Genomic DNA, 20576 nt, shown 5'->3' with positions numbered 1-20576 from the left:
TCCTAAAAACGCGCTACACCGAAGGTATTGGCTTGCAACTCACGCACCTGCGCCTCGTGGCAGATATCCAGCAGAAAGCCCAGCAAGGTCCGTGTATCCCGTGGATCAATCAGCCCGTCGTCCCACAAATTGGCACTGCCATAAAGCGCGGTGGATTGGCTGTCGAGCTTCTGTGCGGTGACCTGCTCCAGCATGTCCAGCACCTTGGGGTCCGGCACCAGGCCGTCCTTCAACTGCTTGGCCTCAGTGACGATGCGCAGCACTTTGCCCGCCTGCGCACCGCCCATCACCGCCGTGCGGCTGTTGGGCCAGGCGAAGATAAAGCGCGGGTCCAGGCCGCGGCCGCACATTGCATAGTTGCCGGCGCCGTAGGAGCCGCCCACCACAATCGTGAGTTTAGGCACTCGCGCATTGGCCACCGCCTGGATCATCTTTGCGCCGTGCTTGATCACGCCTTGCTGCTCAGACTCGGTGCCGACCATGAAGCCGGTGGTGTTGTGCAAGAACAGCAGCGGCGTGCGGCTTTGGTCGCACAGTTGGATAAAGTGTGCGGCCTTGGTCGCGCCCTTGGGCGTGATCGGGCCGTTGTTGCCGATCACCCCGACGGCGTGGCCTTGGATGTGCAGGTGGCCGCAGACGGTGTGGGCATCGAACTCGCCTTTGAATTCAAGGAAGCGGGAGCCGTCGGCCAGGCGCGCGAGGATTTCGCGGACGTCGTAGGGTTTCTTCGGGTCGTCAGGGATCAGGCCCAGCAGTTCTTCGATGGGATACAGGGGTTCTGCGTAATCACGGTTTGGCACCATTGGCAGGTGATCATTCCAGGGCAACAGGCCGACGATGTCCCGTGCGATGCGCACACCGTCGGCGTCATTTTCCGCCAGGTATTCGGCGGTGCCGGCGGTGTGTGCGTGCATCTCTGCGCCACCCAGTTCTTCATCGGTGGCCACTTCGCCGGTTGCGGCCTTGAGCAGCGGCGGGCCCGCGAGGAACAGTTTGGCCCGGCCACGCACCACCACCACGTAATCCGACAGCCCCGGCTGATAGGCACCGCCCGCCGTGGCCGAGCCATGCACCACGGTGATCTGCGGCAAACCCATGGCCGACATGCGCGCCTGGTTGGCGAAGCTGCGCGCGCCCTCGACGAAAATCTCGGCGGCGTAGTTGAGGTTGGCGCCGCCGCTTTCGGCCAGGGTCACCACGGGCAGTTTGTTCTCCATGGCGATGTGTTGCAGGCGCAGAGATTTCTTCAGGCCGGTGGGGGAAATGGTGCCGCCCTTGATCGCGCTGTTATTGGCCACCACCAGCATGCGCACGCCGCTGACGTAGCCGATGCCGGCGATCAACCCACCGCCGGCGGCGCTGCCATCCTTGTCGTCGTGCAGCTTGTAGCCGGCCAGGCTGGCCAGTTCCAGGAACGGCGCGCCGGGGTCCAGCAACAGGGCGAGACGCTCGCGGGGCAGCAGTTGGCCGCGCTTGTCGAACTTGGGCTTGGCTTCCTGAGCCTTGGCGAGCAGGGTGTGTTCCAACTGGTGAAGGTGGGCGATGGCCGCCAGCATGGCCTCGCGATTTTGCGCGAACTGGGCGTGGTGGGTGTCGATCAAGGACTCGATTACCGGCATGGTCTATTTCTCCGCCTTGAGCACATCCGGCAGGTAGGCACGGTGAAAGCCATTGAAGGGTTCGCTCGGTGCCTGCGCCTTGTGCAACGGCCAGGCGCGGCTGCCCAGGCTGGCCGCACCGTCGATGCGCAAAGTGCTGCCACTGATGAAGGCGGCGGCGGGGCTGAGCAGGAACACGATGGCCGCGCTGACTTCCGATTCGGTGCCGATGCGCTTGAGCGGCACGTGTTCGCGCAAGGTCGGGATCACCGCCTTGAACGCGCCTTCGTAGGTGTCCATGCCGCTGGAGGCGATCCAGCCCGGCGCCACGGCATTGACCCGTACCCCGGCGTAACCCCATTCGAAGGCGGCGGTCTTGGTGAAGTTGTCCATGCCCGCGCGCGCCGCACCCGAGTGGCCCATGCCGGGCATGCCCCCCCACATGTCCGCGAGCATGTTGACGATGGCGCCGCCATGCTTGCTCATGGATTGGTTGAACACTTCCCGCGCCACCAGGAAGCCGCCGACGAGGTTGGTGCGGATTACGGTTTCGAAGCCTTTTTGGTTGATCGCCGCCAGCGGTGACGGATATTGGCCCCCCGCATTATTGACCAGGCCGTGGATCGGGCCGTGGGCATGAATGATGTGTTTGACCAGCGCCTTTACGGCCTCTTCATCGCGAATGTCGCACGCCTGCCACGCGGCGCTGCCGCCATCTTCGGCGATCTCGATCGCGACGTTTTGCAGCTTTTCCGGCTTGCGTCCCACCAGGATCACCTTGGCACCCAAGGCCGCCAACTCATGGGCGGTACAGCGGCCAATACCGCTGCCACCGCCGGTGACCATCACGGTGTGCCCGTGGAACAGGTTGGCTTTGAAGATCGAGTCGAAGGCCACGGCAACGCTCCTGTCAGGTGAGTGAATCTGCGATGTGTTGCGGCACGGCGATGGGGATTTCCAGCAGTTGCTGGGCGAAGGCTTTGCCCTGCGGGTCGATGCGCAGGCTGGCGATGCCGCCGCCGCCCAAGGCGTTTTCCAGCAGGAAGTTGAGGCTGTGGCTGCCGGGTAAATACCAGCGCTCGACGCGACCGTGAACGGGGTCCAGCACATGGCCCATCCAGTCGACGATCACTTCCGGGGTCAGCGCTTCGGCGATCCAGGGCAAGTACTCGGGGTCGCGGGCGATCACGCCGATGTTGCTGTGGTTGCCCTTGTCGCCGGAACGCGCCACGGCCAGTTTCACCAGAGGGACGCTGGCGTCGGCGCGGCCTCGGGGCTTGGGTGGGTCAATCGGTGCATCGGGCAGGGCGGGGGCGTCGGCAACCGGCAGGGAGCAGGTGTGGCGTTTGTCCTGCAAGTCGATCAACAGCTGGCAGGCGGATTTATCGATCAGGAATGAAAACAGCCGGATCAACGGGTACACGGTTGGCCGTCCGCCCACGATGCCGGTCAGGCCCGGCGCCATGCCGGTGGCGGCTTGAGCGATCTCACGTGCGAACAGCACCAATGCCTGTTTGCTCGGGTGACGCACCGCCAGTTTCACCACCACTTCGCGGCAGTCCTGACGCTTCGCGTGGGCGCCATAGGTCGCTTCACTGCCGAGCAGTTCGATATTCACCTCGGTGTAGGGCGCCCAACCGCGTTGGCTGAACAGTTCCGAGGTCTTGTGGATGATGGCCTGGCTGACCCGCTCGGCCTTTGCCACCGCATCGATCCCGGCGATCAGGCAACTGGCGGTGCAGCGGAAGCCGTCCGGGTAGGTGGCGCTGACCTTGTACTGATCGGTGGGCGGCAAGCCCCTGGCGCCGTGCAGGCGCACACAGTTTTTGCCTTGCTGCTGCAACTTGACCTGGCTGAAGTCGCAGATCACATCGGGCAGCAGATAGGCCCGCGGGTCACCGATCTCATACAGCAACTGCTCGGCCACGCTGAGTTCGCTGATCAACCCGCCCGTGCCGTCGACCTTGCCGACGGTGAACTGCCCGTCGGCGCCGACTTCTACGATGGGAAAACCGATGTGTTCGTAGTCCGGCACATCGCGCCAATCGGTGAAATTACCGCCGGTACACTGTGCGCCGCATTCGATGATATGCCCGGCCAATGCGGCTTGGGCGAGGCGGTCGTAGTCTTGCCAGGACCAGTTGAACTCATGCACCAGCGCCGCGCTGACCACGGCGCTGTCCACCACGCGACCGGTGATGACGATATCCGCGCCCAGTGCCAGTGCCTGGGTAATGCCCGGTGCGCCGAGGTAGGCGTTGGCGGACACGCACACCGGTGGCAACGGCGTGCCGTTGAACATGTCCGTGATGCCGTGCAGTTGCTTGAGTTGGGGGAGCAGGTCATCGCCCAGCAGCACGGCGATGTTCAGTTTGATACCTGCTTTGTCGCAGGCCGCTTGCAGGGCGGCGGCGCAGGCCTGGGGATGGATACCGCCGGCATTGCTGATCACACGAATGCCCTGGCGCTGGATATCCGCCAGCAAGGGCGTGAGCACTTCGACAAAATCCGTCGCGTAGCCCGCCTGGGGATCTTTCATGCGCGCGCCGGCGAGGATCGACAGGGTGACTTCCGCCAGGTAGTCGAACACCAGGTAATCCAGCTTGCCGCCGTGCACCAACTGGGCAGCGGCGGTGCAGGTGTCGCCCCAGAAGGCGCTGGCACAGCCGATACGAACTGTCTTGCTCATGAGAAATCCTTCCTCGAATGGCTGTGGGCGAGACTACCAAGCAAGCGCTTGGTTTGTAAACGCCAGTCACAAGTTTTAGCCAAGCGCTTGCTTGGGTGGCCGCCACGGCCTAAATTGCCGGCCAAGACGTCCGTGGAAGTAGAGGAGAGAGGCATGGATGAGCATAAAGCCCTGCGGGTGATGCGCACCATGGTTGAAGCCGGCCAACTGACCGACCCCGACAGCGCCCGGGGCAAGCTGCTGCAGACCGCGGCCCACCTGTTTCGCAACAAGGGCTTCGAGCGCACGACGGTGCGCGACCTGGCCAGCGCCGTGGGCATCCAGTCCGGCAGCATCTTTCATCACTTCAAGAGCAAGGACGAGATCTTGCGCGCGGTGATGGAAGAAACCATCCATTACAACACCGCGATGATGCGCGCTTCCCTTGAGGAAGCCAGCAACGTGCGTGAGCGTGTATTGGCGCTGATTCGCTGTGAATTGCAGTCGATCATGGGCGGCAGCGGCGAGGCCATGGCGGTGCTGGTCTACGAATGGCGTTCGCTGTCGGCCGAAGGCCAGGCCCAGGTGCTGGCCCTGCGTGATGTGTATGAGGCGATCTGGCTGCAGGTACTGGGTGAGGCCAAGGACGCCGGCTATATCCGGGGCGATGTATTTATTACCCGGCGTTTCCTCACCGGTGCCTTGTCCTGGACCACCACTTGGTTCCGCGCCGAGGGCAGCCTGACGCTTGAGCAGTTGGCCGAAGAAGCCCTGTTAATGGTTCTGAAAGCCGATTGAGGTGCAAGCTATTAATTTGCCGATGGAAAGTTGTCTCGCCAGACGAAAACGCCTAGCTTATCGCCATTAGCGTTTTTGAACGGTGTGTGCCTTGATGTTTTCGCCATGGCGGCTGGCTGCAGGACTTACCTTTTGGGCACTGGGCACCGCGTGGTGGGGGCAGGCTTCGGCTGCGCAACTGGTCCGCATCGGCGCGGCACATTTCCCGCCCTACACCGTGCGCCCCGAGCAGGGTGCCGATACCGGGTTGCTGCCGCAACTGGTCGAGGCCCTGAACGCCTCGCAAACCGACTACCAATTTGTACTGGTGCCCACCTCTATCCCGCGACGTTTTCGCGATTTCGAGCAGGGCCGGGTGGATATGGCCATCTTCGAAAACCCTGACTGGGGCTGGCAGAAGATTCCCCACACCACGGTCGATATGGGCCTGGAAGACGCAGAGATTTTTGTCGCCCAACGTGAGGCCGGTCGCGACCAAAGCTATTTCGCTGACCTCAAGGGCAAACGCCTGGCGGTATTCAGCGGTTATCACTACGCCTTCGCCAACTTCAACCCCGACCCCAAGTACATGGCGGAGCACTTCAACGCCACGTTGACCTACTCCCATGACAGCAACCTGCTGATGGTTGCGCGCGGGCGTGCCGACATTGCCTTGGTGACCCGTTCGTACTTGAGTGACTTTATGGTGCGCAATGCGGAGATGGCGGGGCAGTTCCTGGTGTCGGAGCGCATCGACCAGGTGTATCACCACTTCGCGCTACTGCGCCCGAAAGCACCGATCACGGGGGAGGCCTTTTCCGCATTGCTCAAACGCTTGCGTGATGATGGCGAGATGCTGAAGATTTTCGAGCCGTACCGCATTGATGTGACGGCGGTACCCTGAGTGTGGGAGCAGGCCTGCTCCCACATTTCCTACAGCGGTGTGTCACACCCTACGTGCAAACGTATCGCTATGGCTGCCCGACACTTTGCGGCAGTGCACCAGCGCATCCCGGATCATGAAGTTCACCAGGGTCGGCGATACGCCAAGTTCCTTGGCGATGTCCTTTTGCGGCACGCCGTGCAGGCGGTACATCTCGAACGCGTAGCGGGTGCGTTGCGGCAGCTCCGTCAGGGCGTCGGCGATGTTTTCCAGGGTGTTGAAATTGATGTGCGAGGTTTCCGGTGAAGCGCCGTGAATAACCACATTCAAGCCTTCCTCTTCCGTCCCGGAGTATTTGAGCTCCAGGGCCTGCTTGCGGTAGTGATCGATCGCCAGGTTGCGCACGATCTGGAACAGATAACTCAATTGAGCCTTGAACGATGACGTGATCGTCGGCGCCGACTGCAGCCGGAAGTAGGCGTCCTGCACTACGTCTTCGGCACGGGAGCGGCAGCCGGTAATACGTGCCGCGATCTTCACCAGGATCAGCCGATTATCGACGAATGCCTGGAGAAGCGGTGAGTCGCACCTGCCTGTGGATACTTGTTCCGTCATGGAAATCACCTTGTCGCAAAAGAAGTCAGGGGAGGGCGTCCTTGCTGAGGCCTCCTACACATCGGGCAACAAATTATGCTGAATGATAATGATTGTCAAATGAGAAGGCGAACTAATCTTATGCTTTCTTGTTAGGTGTGAACCACGTCTCGCTCGTACCCGGCGACTAATTATTTGCTGGTGCCGTCCGTTCTTCTGGGTGACAGGTCCGTTAGTAAAACGGCCAAGGACCAGCACCCGCAGGAGGACGAAATGGGTTTTTATCGTGCATACAGCGTGTTTCAGTTTGGAGTCGTCACTCGATGAGTGCGCCGACCCGACTGCGGCTGTTCTGCCTGCCCTATTCGGGCGCCAGCGCCATGGTTTACGCGCGCTGGCGTCGGGCCCTGCCCGAGTGGTTGCAGGTATGCCCACTGGAATTGCCCGGGCGTGGCATGCGCATGGACGAGCCGTTGCAGCGCGACATCAAGGTGTTGGCGGCCCAGCTCGCCGATGAAATCAGCCGCGACCTGAACGGCCCCTACGCCTTGTTCGGTCACAGCCTCGGCGGCCTGCTCGCCTTCGAGTTGGCGCATGCGCTGCGTGCGCGCGACGTGCCGCCGCCGCTGGCCCTGTTCGCTTCCGGCACGGCCGGGCCGGCACGCCGCGACGTCAGCGAATACGCCATCGAAAAGACCGACGAACAACTGATCGCCCGCCTGCGCGAGCTGCAAGGCACCGCCGAAGAAGCCCTGACCAACCCCGAGTTGATGCAGTTGATGCTGCCGATCCTGCGCGCGGATTTCCTGCTGTGCGGCAGCTTCAGCTACGGCGAGCGCACACCGCTGGGCATGCCGATTCACGTGTTTGGCGGCAAACAGGACAGCGTGCGCGCCGACCAACTGCTCGACTGGCAGCTGGATGCCGCCAGTGGCTTTTCCCTGGACATGATCGACGGCCACCACTTCTTCCTCATACAGCACGAAAGCGCCGTGCTGCGCTGCATACGGCGTTACGCCGAGGAACACCTGGCCCGATGGCGCAATGGCGTGGCACGTCCACTTGCCGTCGGCTGAACCAGCCCCCCGAATTCTCGAATTTCCCGTAAGCCGATTTCAGGCAGGAACCCCATGATGGACGCCTTCGAACTTCCCCCTACCCTGGTCCAGTCCCTTCAACGTCGCGCTGCGCAGACCCCGGACCAGGTCGCCTTGCGCTTCCTCGCCGAGTCCGCCGAGCACAGCGTTGTGCTCAGTTATCGCGATCTGGATCAGCGTGCCCGCACCATCGCCGCCGCCTTGCAGGCCAATGCGGACCTGGGCGACCGTGCCGTGCTGTTGTTCCCCAGTGGCCCGGATTATGTCGCGGCGTTCTTTGGTTGCCTGTACGCGGGTGTGATCGCGGTGCCGGCCTATCCGCCGGAGTCCACCCGTCGCCACCATCAGGCGCGACTGCTGTCGATCATCAGCGATGCCGAACCGCGTCTGCTGCTGACCATCGCCAGCCTCGCCGATGGCTTGTCGCAGCTCGAAAATGCGCCGCCCGTATTGAGCGTCGATCGGCTGGAAGGTGCCGGCAATTGGGTCGCCCCTGACCTGCATCCGGACGACATCGCCTTCCTGCAATACACCTCTGGTTCCACCGCGTTGCCCAAGGGCGTGCAAGTCAGCCACGGTAACCTGGTGGCCAACGAAGTGTTGATCCGTCGCGGTTTCGGCATCGACCTGAACCCCGATGACGTGATCGTCAGTTGGCTGCCGCTGTACCACGACATGGGGCTGATTGGCGGTTTGCTGCAACCGATCTTCAGTGGTGTGCCCTGCGTGCTGATGTCGCCGGCCTACTTCCTCGGGCGACCGTTACGTTGGCTGGAAGCGATCAGTGAATACGGCGGCACCATCAGCGGCGGTCCGGACTTCGCCTATCGCCTGTGCAGCGAAAGGGTCAGCGAGACCGCGTTGGAGCGCCTGGATTTGAGCCGGTGGCGCGTGGCCTATTCCGGCTCCGAGCCGATCCGCCTCGACACCCTGGAACGCTTCGCCGAGAAGTTCGCCGCCTGCGGTTTTACCCCGAACCATTTCTTTGCCTCCTACGGCCTGGCCGAGGCGACCCTGTTTGTCGCGGGCGGCAGCCGTGGCCAGGGCATTGCGGCGATGCGCGTCGACGATCAGGCCCTGGCCGCCAATCGCGCCGAGCCGGGGCAGGGCAGTGCGATCATGAGCTGTGGCACCCGCCAGCCGGAACACGCGGTGCTGATCGCTGACCCGCATACCCTTGCCGAGCTGCCCGACAACCACGTCGGCGAACTCTGGGCCACGGGTCCGAGCATCGCCCACGGCTACTGGCGTAACCCCGAAGCCACCGCCAAGACCTTTGTGCAACATGCCGGCCGTAGGTGGCTGCGTACGGGCGACCTGGGCTTCATCCGTGACGGTGAGGTGTACATCACCGGTCGCCTCAAAGACCTGCTGATCGTGCGCGGCCACAACCTGTACCCACAAGACATCGAGCAGACCATCGAGCGCGAAGTGGAGGTGGTACGCAAAGGCCGGGTCGCCGCATTTGCAGTGAATGAGCAGGGCCTGGAAGGCATCGGCATTGCCGCTGAAATCAGCCGCAGTGTGCAGAAAATCCTGGCGCCCGAGGCGCTGATCAAGGCGATTCGCCAAGCCGTCGCCGAGGCGTATCAAGAGGCGCCAAGCGTGGTGGTGCTGCTCAACCCTGGCGCCTTGCCGAAGACCTCCAGCGGCAAGCTGCAGCGCGCGGCCTGTGGGCTTCGTCACAAGGACGGTAGCCTCGACAGCTATGCGCAGTTCCCGAACCTGCACGCGCAGGAGGGCGATGGGGCGCTGGAATCCGAACTGCACAACCAGATTGCGGCGATCTGGTGCGAGCAGTTGCAGGTGGCGACGGTTGCGGCCGATGACCACTTCTTCTTACTCGGCGGCAACTCCATCACCGCCACCCAGGTGGTCGCACGCCTGCGCGAACGCCTCGGCCTGGAGCTTAACCTGCGCATGCTGTTCGAAGCACCGACCCTGGAAGGCTTTGCCGCCAGCGTTGCGCAGTTGCAGCAGGACGGCGGCGTCGCCCAAGGCGCGATCCACAGCCTGTCGCGCCAAGAGGAATTGCCCCAATCCCTGGCACAGAACCGCCTGTGGATCACCTGGCAACTGGACCCCCACAGCAGCGCCTACACCATCCCCGGCGCCCTGCGCCTGCGCGGCGAGCTGGATGAAGACGCGGTGCGTACCAGCTTCCAGCAACTGATCCAGCGCCACGAAGCCCTGCGTACACGCTTCTACGAGCGCGACGGCCAGGCTTTCCAGCGTGTCGATACCAAGGCCGATTTCGACCTGCAAGTCATCGACCTCAGCGACCTGCCCGTTGCCGAGCGCGAAGCCCGTGCACAACAGATCCGCGAAGACGAAGCGCGCACCCAGTTCGACCTGGAAAAAGGCCCGCTGTTGTGGGTGACCCTGGTGCGTCTGGACGATGAAGATCACCAACTGCTGGTGACGCTGCACCACATCATCGCCGACGGCTGGTCGCTCAATATCCTGATGGACGAGTTCTCACGCCTCTATGCCGCCGCAGTCCAGGGCCAGACCCTGGAGCTGCCGCCCCTGGCCCTGCAATACGCCGACTACGGCACTTGGCAGCGCCAATGGCTGGCCGAAGGTGAAGGCCAGCGTCAACTGGCGTACTGGAAAGCGCAGTTGGGTGAAGAGCATCCCACCCTGAGCCTGGCGACCGACCACCCGCGCTCCGCACACCATCGTCACAGTGCCTCACGCCACACTGTGCGCCTTGGCGCGAGCCTCAGCGAAGCCATTCGCCAGACCGCCCGGACCCACGAGTCCACCCCGTTCATGCTGTTGCTGGCAGCCTTCCAGAGCGTGCTCTACCGTTACAGCGGCCAACGCGATATCCGCATCGGCGTGCCCAACGCCAACCGCCCGCGCCAGGAAACCCAAGGCCTGGTCGGCTTCTTCATCAACACCTTGGTGCTGCGTGCCGAGCTGGATGGACGCCTGCCCTTCACTGAACTGTTGGCCGCGACACGCCAGGCTGCGCTGGGCGCCCAGGCCCATCAGGATTTGCCATTCGAACAACTGCTGGAGGCCTTCCCGCAGGCCCGCGAGCAGGGCCTGTTCCAGGTCATGTTCAACCACCAGCAACGCGACCTCAGCGCCTTGCGCCGCCTGCCGGGCATGCTCGCCGACGAGTTGCCGTGGCACAGCCGCGAAGCCAAGTTCGATTTGCAACTGCACACCGAAGAAGACCGCAACGGGCGCCTGAGCCTGTCGTTCGACTATGCCGATGAACTGTTCGAAAGCGCGACCATCCAGCGCCTCGCCGAGCACTACATCAACCTGTTGCACGCCGTCTGCGAACAACCCCGGCAAGCCATCGGCGACCTCATGCTGATGCAGCACGACGAACAAGCCCTTTACAGCGAAGCACCCTGCGCACCGGCCCAAGTGTGGCTGCCCGAACTGCTCAACCAGCAGACCTCGGACACCACCGCGCTGGTCTGGGGCGGCGGCAGCCTGACCTTCGCCCAATTGCACACCCAGGCCAACCGCCTGGCCCATTACCTGCGTGACAAAGGCGTCGGCCCGGACGTGTGCGTGGCCATCGCCGCCGAACGTTCGCCGCAACTGTTGATCGGCTTGCTGGCGATCATCAAGGCCGGGGGCGCTTACGTGCCGCTGGACCCGGATTACCCCACCGAGCGCCTGGCCTACATGCTCAAGGACAGCGGCGTTCACCTGCTGCTGACCCAGACCGCGCTGCTGGAGCAGGTGCCGGCTGCCTGCGGCGTGTGCGTCATCGCCATGGACAGCCTGCACCTGGACAGTTGGCCCACCCAGCCGCCCGGCCTGCATTTGCACGGTGATAACCTCGCCTACGTGATCTACACCTCCGGTTCCACCGGCCAGCCCAAAGGCGTGGGCATCACCCATGCCGCGCTGGCCGAGCGCTTGCAGTGGATGCAGGCCACTTATCCACTCAACGAAACCGACGTGCTGATGCAGAAGGCCCCGATCAGTTTCGACGTGTCGGTGTGGGAATGCTTCTGGCCGCTGATCACTGGGTGCCGCCTGGTACTGGCCGGGCCCGGTGAGCATCGCGACCCGCATCGGATCGCGCAGTTGGTGCAGGAACACGGCGTGACCACGCTGCACTTCGTGCCGCCGCTGTTGCAGTTGTTTATCGACGAACCGCTGGTGGCCGAATGCACCAGCCTGCGGCGCTTGTTCTCGGGCGGGGAAGCCTTGCCCGCCGAACTGCGCAACCGCGTTCTGGCCCAGTTGCCAGCCGTGCAATTGCATAACCGTTATGGCCCGACCGAAACCGCGATCAACGTGACCCACTGGCACTGTCGCGCAGAAGACGGCGAGCGCTCGCCGATTGGTCGGCCACTGGGCAACGTGATCTGCCGCGTGCTGGATGAGCAGCTCAACCCCGTGCCGCTGGGCGTGCCGGGTGAGCTGTGCATCGGCGGTATCGGCCTGGCCCGGGGTTACCTTGGCCGTGCCGGGTTGACGGCTGAGCGTTTTGTCGCCGATCACCAAGGCGCCCGCCTGTACCGCACCGGTGACCGCGCCCGTTGGAGCGCCGACGGTGTGATCGAGTACCTCGGGCGTCTCGACCAGCAGGTCAAGCTGCGCGGCTTCCGTGTGGAGCCGGAAGAAATCGAGGCGCGCATGCTCGCCCTGGAGGGCATCGCTCAAGCTGTGGTGCTGGTGCGTGACGGGCAGTTGATTGGCTACTTCACCGCCCATGGCGACCTGGACGAACAACAGGTCAAAACCGCCCTGGCCGCGGAGTTGCCGGAATACATGGTGCCCGCGCTGCTGATGCCTCTGGACGCCATGCCGTTGAGCCCCAGCGGCAAGCTGGACCGCCGCGCGTTGCCGGCGCCGGTGTGGCAAGTGCGTGAACACGTCGAACCCGAAACGCCGCTGCAACAGCAAATCGCCGCGATCTGGCGCGAAGTTCTCGGTCTGCCAAGCATTGGTCTGCGCGATGACTTCTTCGCCCTCGGCGGCCACTCGTTGCTGGCCACGCAGATCATTTCCCGCACCCGCCAGGCCTGTGATGTGGAACTGCCGTTGCGCACCTTGTTCGACGCCAGTGAACTGGGGGCGTTTGCCGAGCAGGTCGGCTTGATCCAGGCCTCGGGCCAACGCAACCAACAGACCGTCATCGCCAAGGTCGACCGCGGCCAACCCGTGCCGCTGTCCTATTCCCAGCAGCGCATGTGGTTCTTGTGGCAGATGGAACCGGACAGCCCGGCCTACAACGTCGGCGGCATGGCGCGTTTGCGCGGCGTGCTGGACGTGGGGCGTTTCGAGGCGGCGCTGCAAGCGCTGATCATGCGTCACGAAACCCTGCGCACGACGTTTCCGAGCGTCGATGGTGTGGCTTATCAGAACGTTTCGCCGCAGACCGGGCTGCGCATGGATTGGCAGGATTTCTCCGCGCTGAGCGAAGCCGACCGTCAACCGCGCCTGCAACGACTGGCTGATCATGAGGCACACACGCCGTTCAACCTGGAAACCGGGCCGTTGTTGCGTGCGTGCCTGGTCAAGGCCGGCGAGCAGGAACACTACCTGGTGCTGACCCTGCACCATATCGTCACCGAAGGCTGGGCCATGGACATCTTTGCCCGTGAACTCAGCGCGTTGTACGAGGCCTTTATCGACGAGCGCGACTCGCCGCTGGCGCCGCTGCCCGTGCAATACCTCGACTACAGCGTGTGGCAGCGCCAGTGGCTGGAGTCCGGCGAGCGCCAGCGTCAGCTGGATTACTGGACTGCGCAACTGGGCAATGAACACCCGCTGCTGGAACTGCCCGGCGACCGTCCACGCCCGCCTGTGCAAAGCCACCAGGGCGAGTTGTACCGCTTCGACCTCAGCGACGACCTCGCTGCCCGCGTGCGTGCCTTCAATGCCGAGCGCGGCCTGACCCTGTTCATGACCATGACCGCCACCCTGGCCGTGCTGCTCTACCGTTATAGCGGCCAGACCGACTTGCGTATCGGCGCCCCGGTTGCCAACCGTATCCGTCCTGAAAGCGAAGGCTTGATTGGTGCCTTCCTCAACACCCAGGTGCTGCGGTGCCAGCTCAATGGGCAGATGAATGTCGCTGAGTTGTTCGAGCACGTGCGCCACACCGTGATCGAGGGTCAGTCCCATCAAGACCTGCCGTTCGATCACCTGGTGGAGGCCCTACAACCCCCGCGCAGCGCGGCGTACAACCCGCTGTTCCAGGTGATGTGCAACGTGCAGCGCTGGGAATTCCAACAGAGCCGCCAACTGGCCGGCATGACCGTCGAATACCTGGCCAACGATGCGCGGGCGACCAAGTTCGACCTCAACCTGGAAGTCACCGACCTCGACCATCGCCTGGGTTGCTGCCTGACCTACAGCACTGACCTGTTCGACGAGCCACGCATTGCGCGCATGGCCGCCCATTGGCGCAATCTGCTGGAAGCCTTGATCGCGGATCCGCAGCAACGCCTCAGCGAATTGCCGTTGCTCGGTGCGGATGAACAGCGTGTGTTGCAAGACAGCCTGGGCATTGAGAATGGCGAGCACCGTCTCGATCAGTGCATCCACCCACTGTTCAGCCAGCAGGTGGCAGCCCGTGGCGATGCGCCGGCGCTGACCTTTGCCGGCGTGACCCTCAGCTACCGAGAACTCGACGCCCGCGCCAACCGCCTGGCCTGGATGCTGCGCGAACGTGGCGTCGGCCCGCAGGTGCGTGTCGGCCTGGCGTTGCCGCGCTCCCTGGAAATGGTCATCGGCCTGCTGGCGATCCTCAAGGCCGGCGGTGCCTATGTGCCGCTGGACCCGGAATACCCGCTGGACCGCCTGCACTACATGATCGAAGACAGCGGCATCGGCCTGCTGCTCAGCGATGCGGCGATGTTCGAGGCCCTCGGCGAGTTACCGGCCACTGTTGCGTGCTGGTGTCTGGAGGATGACTTGCCGGTGCTGGCCAACTACCCGGCCGATGCGCTGCCGTTTATCAGCCTGCCGCAACACCAGGCGTACTTGATCTACACCTCCGGCTCCACCGGCAAGCCGAAAGGCGTGGTGGTATCCCACGGTGAAATCGCCATGCATTGCGCGGCGGTGATCGAGCGGTTTGGCATGCGCGCGGATGACTGCGAGCTGCACTTCTATTCGATCAACTTCGATGCGGCCACCGAGCGTCTGCTGGTGCCGCTGCTCAGTGGCGCACAGGTGGTGTTGCGGGCTCAGGGGCAGTGGGATGCCGAGGAAATCTGCGGATTGATACGCACCCATGGCATCAACATCCTGGGCTTCACCCCGAGCTACGGCAGCCAGTTGGCGCAGTGGTTGGCGACCCGGCAGCAGACCTTGCCGGTGCGTATGTGCATTACCGGCGGCGAAGCCCTGACCGGCGAACACTTGCAGCGCATCCGTGCCGCGTTCCAGCCCCAGGTGTTCTTCAACGCCTATGGCCCGACTGAAACCGTAGTGATGCCGCTGGCCAGCCTGGCGCCCGAGCACTTGGAGGAGGGCGCCGCCAGCGTGCCGATCGGCAGCATCATCGGTGACCGCGTGGCTTATATTCTCGACGCCGACCTGGCCTTGGTGCCGCAAGGCGCGACCGGCGAGTTATACGTGGGCGGTGCGGGTCTGGCGCAGGGGTATCACCAGCGTCCGGGCATGACCGCCGAACGTTTTGTCGCGGACCCGTTTGCGCGCAACGGCGGGCGCCTGTACCGCACCGGTGACCTCGTGCGCCAGCGCGTCGATGGCTTGGTGGAGTACCTCGGGCGTATTGACCACCAGGTGAAAATTCGCGGTTTCCGTATCGAACTGGGCGAGATCGAAACCCGCCTGCTGGAGCATGACGCCGTGCGCGAAGCGGTGGTGCTGGCGCTGGATGCGCCGAGCGGCAAACAGTTGGTGGCGTATCTGGTCAGCGATGCCGAGCACGTCGCGCTGCGTGATGCGCTGAAGGCCCATCTCAAGGCGCACCTGCCGGACTACATGGTGCCCGCGCACCTGATCGTGCTGGACAGCATGCCGCTGACCGCCAACGGCAAGCTCGACCGCCGTGCCTTGCCGCAGCCGGATCCCGAAGCCAACCGCCAACACTACGTGGCACCCCGCAACGAACTGGAAAGCACCCTGGCGGCGATCTGGTGCGCGGTGCTGAACGTGCAACAAGTCGGCCTGGACGATAACTTCTTCGAGCTGGGGGGCGACTCGATCCTGTCGATCCAGGTGGTCAGCCGCGCGCGGCAGGCCGGGATTCATTTCAGCCCTCGCGACCTGTTTCAGCACCAGACCGTGCAGACCCTGGCTGCTGTGGCTACGCGCTCCGAGCAGGTTACGGCAGAGCAGGGCCTGCTGACCGGCAGTTCGGGTCTCACGCCGATCCAGCATTGGTTCTTCGACACCGAGACCCCGAACCGTCAGCACTGGAACCAGGCGCTGGTCCTCAAGCCGCTGCAGTTGCTCGACCCCCAGCGCCTGGAACAAGCGCTGCTGGCGGTACTGGAACACCATGACGCCTTGCGCCTGAGCTTCTCCAAGCGCGACGCCCAATGGCACGCCGAACACAGGGCCGTGCCGCAGGGCGGCGTGCTGATGCAGGCGCAAGTGCGTGACATGGCGCACTGCACCGCGCTGTTCACCGACACCCAACGCAGCCTCGACCTGGAGCACGGCCCGCTACTGCGCGCCTTGCTGGTGGACGGGCCCGAGGGGCAGCAACGCCTGTTGATCGCGATCCATCACCTGGTGGTGGACGGCGTGTCGTGGCGTGTATTGCTGGAAGATCTACAAACGGTTTATCGCCAGTTGAACGATGGCCAGTCCGTCAGCCTGCCGGCCAAGACCAGTGCCCTGCGTGATTGGGCCGCGCGTTTACAGGCGTATGCCGGTAGCGAATCCTTGCGTGAGGAATTGAGCGTCTGGCAGCACCAGTTGGCCGGCCCTGACGCCGCATTGCCGGTGGCCCGCCCACAAGGGTCGCTGCGCAACCGCGATGCCGACACCGTCAGCGTGCGCCTGGATGCCGAACACACCCGCCAGTTGCTGCAGCAAGCCCCAAGCGCCTATCGCACCCAGGTCAACGACCTGTTGCTGACCGCCTTGGCCCGCGTGTTGTGCCGCTGGAGCGGTCACGCTTGCGCGTTGATCCAACTGGAAGGCCACGGCCGCGAAACCCTGTTCGATGACATCGACCTGACCCGCAGCGTCGGCTGGTTCACCAGTGCCTATCCGCTGCGCCTGACCCCGCAAACCGGGCAGGGCGATTCGATCAAGGCGATCAAGGAACAACTGCGCGCCGTGCCGCATAAAGGCTTGGGCTATGGCGTGCTGCGCTACCTCTCCGATGACCTGTGCAAGCAGACCCTGGCCGCACTGCCGAGCGCGCAGATCACCTTCAACTACCTCGGCCAGTTCGACCAGAGCTTCGGCGCCGATGCGCTGTTCCACCCGCTGGATGAATCCGCCGGCCTGGCCCATGACCCGGACGCGCCGCTGCCCAACGAGTTGAGCGTCGACAGCCAGGTGTATGGTGGTGAGCTGGTGCTGCGCTGGACCTTCAGCCGCGAACGCCACGATCAACAGAGCATCCATGAACTGGCCGATGCCTACCTCACCGAGCTGCAAAGCCTGGTTGCACATTGTCTGGAGGACGACGCCGGTGGTCTTACACCGTCCGACTTCCCGCTGGCGCACCTGACCCAGGCGCAACTCGACAGCTTGCCGATTGCCGCCAGCGCCATCGAAGATGTCTACCCGCTGACCCCGATGCAGGAAGGCCTGCTATTGCACACCCTGCTGGAGCCCGGCACCGGCCTCTACTACATGCAGGACCGCTACCGCATCAACAGCGCCCTGGACCCCGAGCGTTTCGCCCAGGCTTGGCAGGCGGTGATCGCCCGCCACGAAGCCCTGCGCGCGTCGTTCTGCTGGAACGTCGGCGAAGACATGCTGCAAGTGATCCACACACCCGGCAGCACGCCGATTGAGTACCTGGACTGGAGCGACGATCCGGAGGACCAGCAGGAGCCGCGCCTGCAAGCGCTGCTCAAGCAAGAGCGCGAAGCCGGCTTCGATCTGCTCAACCAGGCACCGTTCCACCTGCGCCTGATCCGCGTCGGCGCCGAGCGTTACTGGTTCATGATGAGCAACCACCACATCCTTATCGATGCCTGGTGCCGTTCATTGCTGATGAATGACTTCTTCGAGCTCTACATGGCCCTCGGTGAAGGCCGCGACGCGCAACTGGCCACGCCGCCGCGCTACCGCGACTACATTGCCTGGCTGCAACGCCAGAACCTCAATGAGGCACGCCAATGGTGGCAACAGAACCTGCAAGGCTTCGAGCGCACCACGCCAATCCCGAGCGACCGGCCGTTCCTGCGTGAACACGCGGGCCACAGCGGCGGCATGGTGGTGGGCGATTGCTACACCCGTCTCGATGCCCGCGACGGTGCACAACTGCGCGAACTGGCACAGGCTCACCAACTGACCGTCAACACCTTCGCCCAGGCGGCGTGGGCGCTGGTGCTGCGCCGTTTGAGCGGCGATCGCGACGTGCTGTTCGGTGTCACCGTGGCCGGGCGCCCGGTGGAAATGCCCGAGATGCAACGCACCGTCGGCCTGTTCATCAACAGCATCGCCCTGCGGGTGAAACTGCCCGAGGACGGTCAAGCGTGCAGCGTGCGCCAGTGGTTGAGCGAACTGCTCGACAGCAATATGCAACTGCGCGAGTACGAGTACCTGCCGCTGGTGACGATCCAGGAACACAGCGAACTGCCCAAGGGCCAGCCGCTGTTCGACAGCCTGTTCGTGTTCGAAAACGCCCCGGTGGAAGTCTCGGTGCTGGACCGTGCACAAAGCCTGAACGCCACCTCGGATTCCGGCCGCACCCACACCAACTTCCCGCTGACCGCCGTGTGCTATCCAGGTGATGACCTGGGGCTGCACCTGTCCTACGACCAACGCTACTTCGACGAAACCACCGTGCAAGGCATGCTCGGCGAGTTCAAGCGCCTGCTGCTGGCGCTGGTCCAAGGCTTCCAGGGTGACATGGCCGACCTGCCGCTGATTGGCGAGCAGGAGCGTGAGTTCCTGGTGGAAGGTTGCAATCAGAGCGAGCACGACTACCAGCTGGAGCGCAGCTACATCGAGCTGTTCGAAGAGCAGGTCGCCGCTCATCCGCAGCGCATCGCCGCCAGTTGCCTCGACCAGCAATGGACCTATGACGAACTGAACCGTCGCAGCAACGGCCTGGGCCACGCGCTGATGGCAGCGGGTGTCGGCCTGGATCAACCGGTGGCGTTGTTGGCCGAGCGTAACCTCGACCTGCTCGGCATGATCATCGGCAGCTTCAAGGCCGGTGCCGGCTACCTGCCGCTGGACCCAGGCCTGCCGAGCCAGCGCCTGCGCAGCATCCTCGACTTGAGCCGCACGCCATTGCTGGTGTGCACCGAAGCATCCCGTGAGCAAGCCATCGAGTTGCTGGACGGTTTTGACTGCCAGCTTCTGGTGTGGGAGGAAATACCCGCGCGTGGTGAAAACCCCGGTGTCTACAGCGCTCCGGATAACCTTGCCTACGTGATCTATACCTCCGGTTCCACCGGTCTGCCCAAGGGCGTGATGGTGGAACAGCGCGGCATGCTCAATAACCAACTGAGCAAAGTGCCGTACCTGGCCTTGAGCGACGCGGATGTGATTGCGCAAACCGCGTCGCAGAGCTTTGATATTTCCGTATGGCAGTTCCTCGCTGCGCCGCTGTTCGGCGCGCGGGTGGACATCGTGCCGAACACCATCGCGCATGATCCCCAGGGCCTGCTGGAACATGTCCAGGCCCAGGGCATCACCGTGTTGGAAAGCGTGCCGTCGTTGATCCAGGGCATGCTTGCACAGGACCGCATCGGCCTGGATGGCCTGCGCTGGATGCTGCCGACCGGCGAAGCGATGCCACCGGAACTGGCGCACCAGTGGTTGCAGCGTTATCCGGAGATTGGGCTGGTCAACGCTTACGGCCCGGCGGAGTGTTCGGACGATGTGGCGTTCTATCGTGTCGACCTGGCGTCTACCCGAGGCACCTATTTGCCGATTGGTACGCCCACCGACAACAACCGTTTGTACCTGCTGGATGGCGCACTGGAACTGGTACCGCAAGGCGCGGTGGGTGAGTTGTGCGTGGCCGGCACGGGTGTCGGTCGCGGTTACGTCAGCGACCCGCTGCGCACCGCGCCCGTATTTGTGCCGAACGCCTTCGGCGCACCGGGCGAACGTCTCTACTGCACCGGCGACCTCGCACGCCGTCGCAGTGACGGCGTGCTGGAGTATGTCGGACGTGTCGACCACCAAGTGAAGATTCGCGGCTACCGCATCGAACTGGGTGAAATCGAAGCGCGCCTGCACGAACAACCGGAAGTGCGCGATGCGGCGGTGGGCGTGCAGGAAGGCATGAATGGCAAGCACCTGGTCGGCTACCTGGTGGCGGCGGATGAAGCACTGAACCCAAGCGAACGCCTGGACCGCATCAAGCAACGCCTGCGCGCCGAACTGCCGGAATACATGGTGCCGCTGCACTGGCTCTGGCTCGACCGCCTGCCGCTCAACGCCAACGGCAAACTCGACCGCAAGGCGTTGCCGGCGCTGGAGATCGGCCAGCTGCAAAGCCAGGACTACCTGGCACCGCGCAACGAACTGGAGGCTACGTTGGTCGCCATCTGGGTCGAGGTGCTGAAAGTCGAGAGGGTAGGGGTGCAGGACAACTTCTTCGAACTGGGCGGGCACTCGTTGCTGGCCACGCAGATTGCCTCGCGGGTACAGAAGACCCTGCAACGTGATGTGCCGCTGCGCGCAATGTTCGAGTGCAGCACGGTGGCGGAATTGGCCGAGTATATCGACGGGCTGGCAGCCAATGAGGTCAGTGCCGAGAAAGTAGATCGGTTGAGTGACTTGATGGCGGAGTTGGAGGGGTTGTGAGAGGGCCGTTGGTCGGCAGCAGCGTAGGGCTTCGTCAGAACTGT

8 protein-coding genes are annotated in these 20576 nt (G+C 63.7%); 4 read left to right on the top strand and 4 right to left on the bottom strand.

Annotated features, from left to right (window positions below; translation table 11 throughout):
• Positions 1-2 precede the first annotated feature (2 nt).
• The 3 genes from atuC to AB4N92_RS03605 are packed head-to-tail and all read right to left on the bottom strand — an operon-like array spanning position 3 to position 4287.
• Entirely contained in the window at positions 3-1619 is a 1617-nt protein-coding gene (atuC, locus tag AB4N92_RS03615) for a geranyl-CoA carboxylase subunit beta (protein ID WP_010208801.1), read from the bottom strand.
• A 3-nt stretch (positions 1620-1622) separates the two neighbouring features.
• Positions 1623-2495 (bottom strand): SDR family oxidoreductase, encoded by an 873-nt coding sequence (locus tag AB4N92_RS03610; RefSeq protein ID WP_010208802.1) that lies wholly within the window; start codon positions 2493-2495, stop codon positions 1623-1625.
• Between the two features lie 13 nt (positions 2496-2508).
• A complete protein-coding gene (locus AB4N92_RS03605) occupies positions 2509-4287 on the bottom strand; it encodes an acyclic terpene utilization AtuA family protein (RefSeq protein WP_010208804.1) in 1779 nt (592 codons plus the stop codon).
• A gap of 153 nt (positions 4288-4440) precedes the next feature.
• On the opposite strand from AB4N92_RS03605, the gene AB4N92_RS03600 reads away from it, so the two are divergent.
• Together AB4N92_RS03600 and AB4N92_RS03595 are read left to right on the top strand one after the other, a co-directional pair.
• A complete protein-coding gene (locus AB4N92_RS03600) occupies positions 4441-5064 on the top strand; it encodes a TetR/AcrR family transcriptional regulator (RefSeq protein WP_010208805.1) in 624 nt (207 codons plus the stop codon).
• A 94-nt stretch (positions 5065-5158) separates the two neighbouring features.
• Positions 5159-5947: a substrate-binding periplasmic protein gene (locus AB4N92_RS03595; protein WP_010208806.1), complete on the top strand. Its 789-nt coding sequence runs from the start codon at positions 5159-5161 to the stop codon at positions 5945-5947.
• A gap of 42 nt (positions 5948-5989) precedes the next feature.
• Here AB4N92_RS03595 and AB4N92_RS03590 read toward each other — a convergent pair whose 3' ends face one another.
• Positions 5990-6541 (bottom strand): RNA polymerase factor sigma-70, encoded by a 552-nt coding sequence (locus AB4N92_RS03590; RefSeq protein WP_005789991.1) that lies wholly within the window; start codon positions 6539-6541, stop codon positions 5990-5992.
• 302 nt (positions 6542-6843) lie between these two features.
• On the opposite strand from AB4N92_RS03590, the gene AB4N92_RS03585 reads away from it, so the two are divergent.
• Entirely contained in the window at positions 6844-7596 is a 753-nt protein-coding gene (locus AB4N92_RS03585) for a thioesterase II family protein (protein ID WP_236266893.1), read from the top strand.
• Positions 7597-7650: 54 nt separating this feature from the next.
• On the top strand, positions 7651-20532 hold the full coding sequence (locus AB4N92_RS03580) for a non-ribosomal peptide synthetase (protein WP_236266894.1): 12882 nt from the start codon (positions 7651-7653) through the stop codon (positions 20530-20532).
• Positions 20533-20576: the final 44 nt, after the last annotated feature.

This window comes from Pseudomonas sp. S3_A09 (genome assembly GCF_054668065.1).
This window is presented reverse-complemented; position numbering and strand designations above follow the sequence as displayed.

Bases quoted from the DNA above. Each gene is read 5' to 3' on its own strand.
- atuC (WP_010208801.1), bottom strand. From the start codon at position 1,619: ATGCCGGTAATCGAGTCCTTGATCGACACCCACCACGCCCAGTTCGCG.
- AB4N92_RS03605 (WP_010208804.1), bottom strand. From the start codon at position 4,287: ATGAGCAAGACAGTTCGTATCGGCTGTGCCAGCGCCTTCTGGGGCGAC.
- AB4N92_RS03600 (WP_010208805.1), top strand. From the start codon at position 4,441: ATGGATGAGCATAAAGCCCTGCGGGTGATGCGCACCATGGTTGAAGCC.
- AB4N92_RS03595 (WP_010208806.1), top strand. From the start codon at position 5,159: ATGTTTTCGCCATGGCGGCTGGCTGCAGGACTTACCTTTTGGGCACTG.
- AB4N92_RS03590 (WP_005789991.1), bottom strand. From the start codon at position 6,541: ATGACGGAACAAGTATCCACAGGCAGGTGCGACTCACCGCTTCTCCAG.
- AB4N92_RS03585 (WP_236266893.1), top strand. From the start codon at position 6,844: ATGAGTGCGCCGACCCGACTGCGGCTGTTCTGCCTGCCCTATTCGGGC.
- AB4N92_RS03580 (WP_236266894.1), top strand. From the start codon at position 7,651: ATGATGGACGCCTTCGAACTTCCCCCTACCCTGGTCCAGTCCCTTCAA.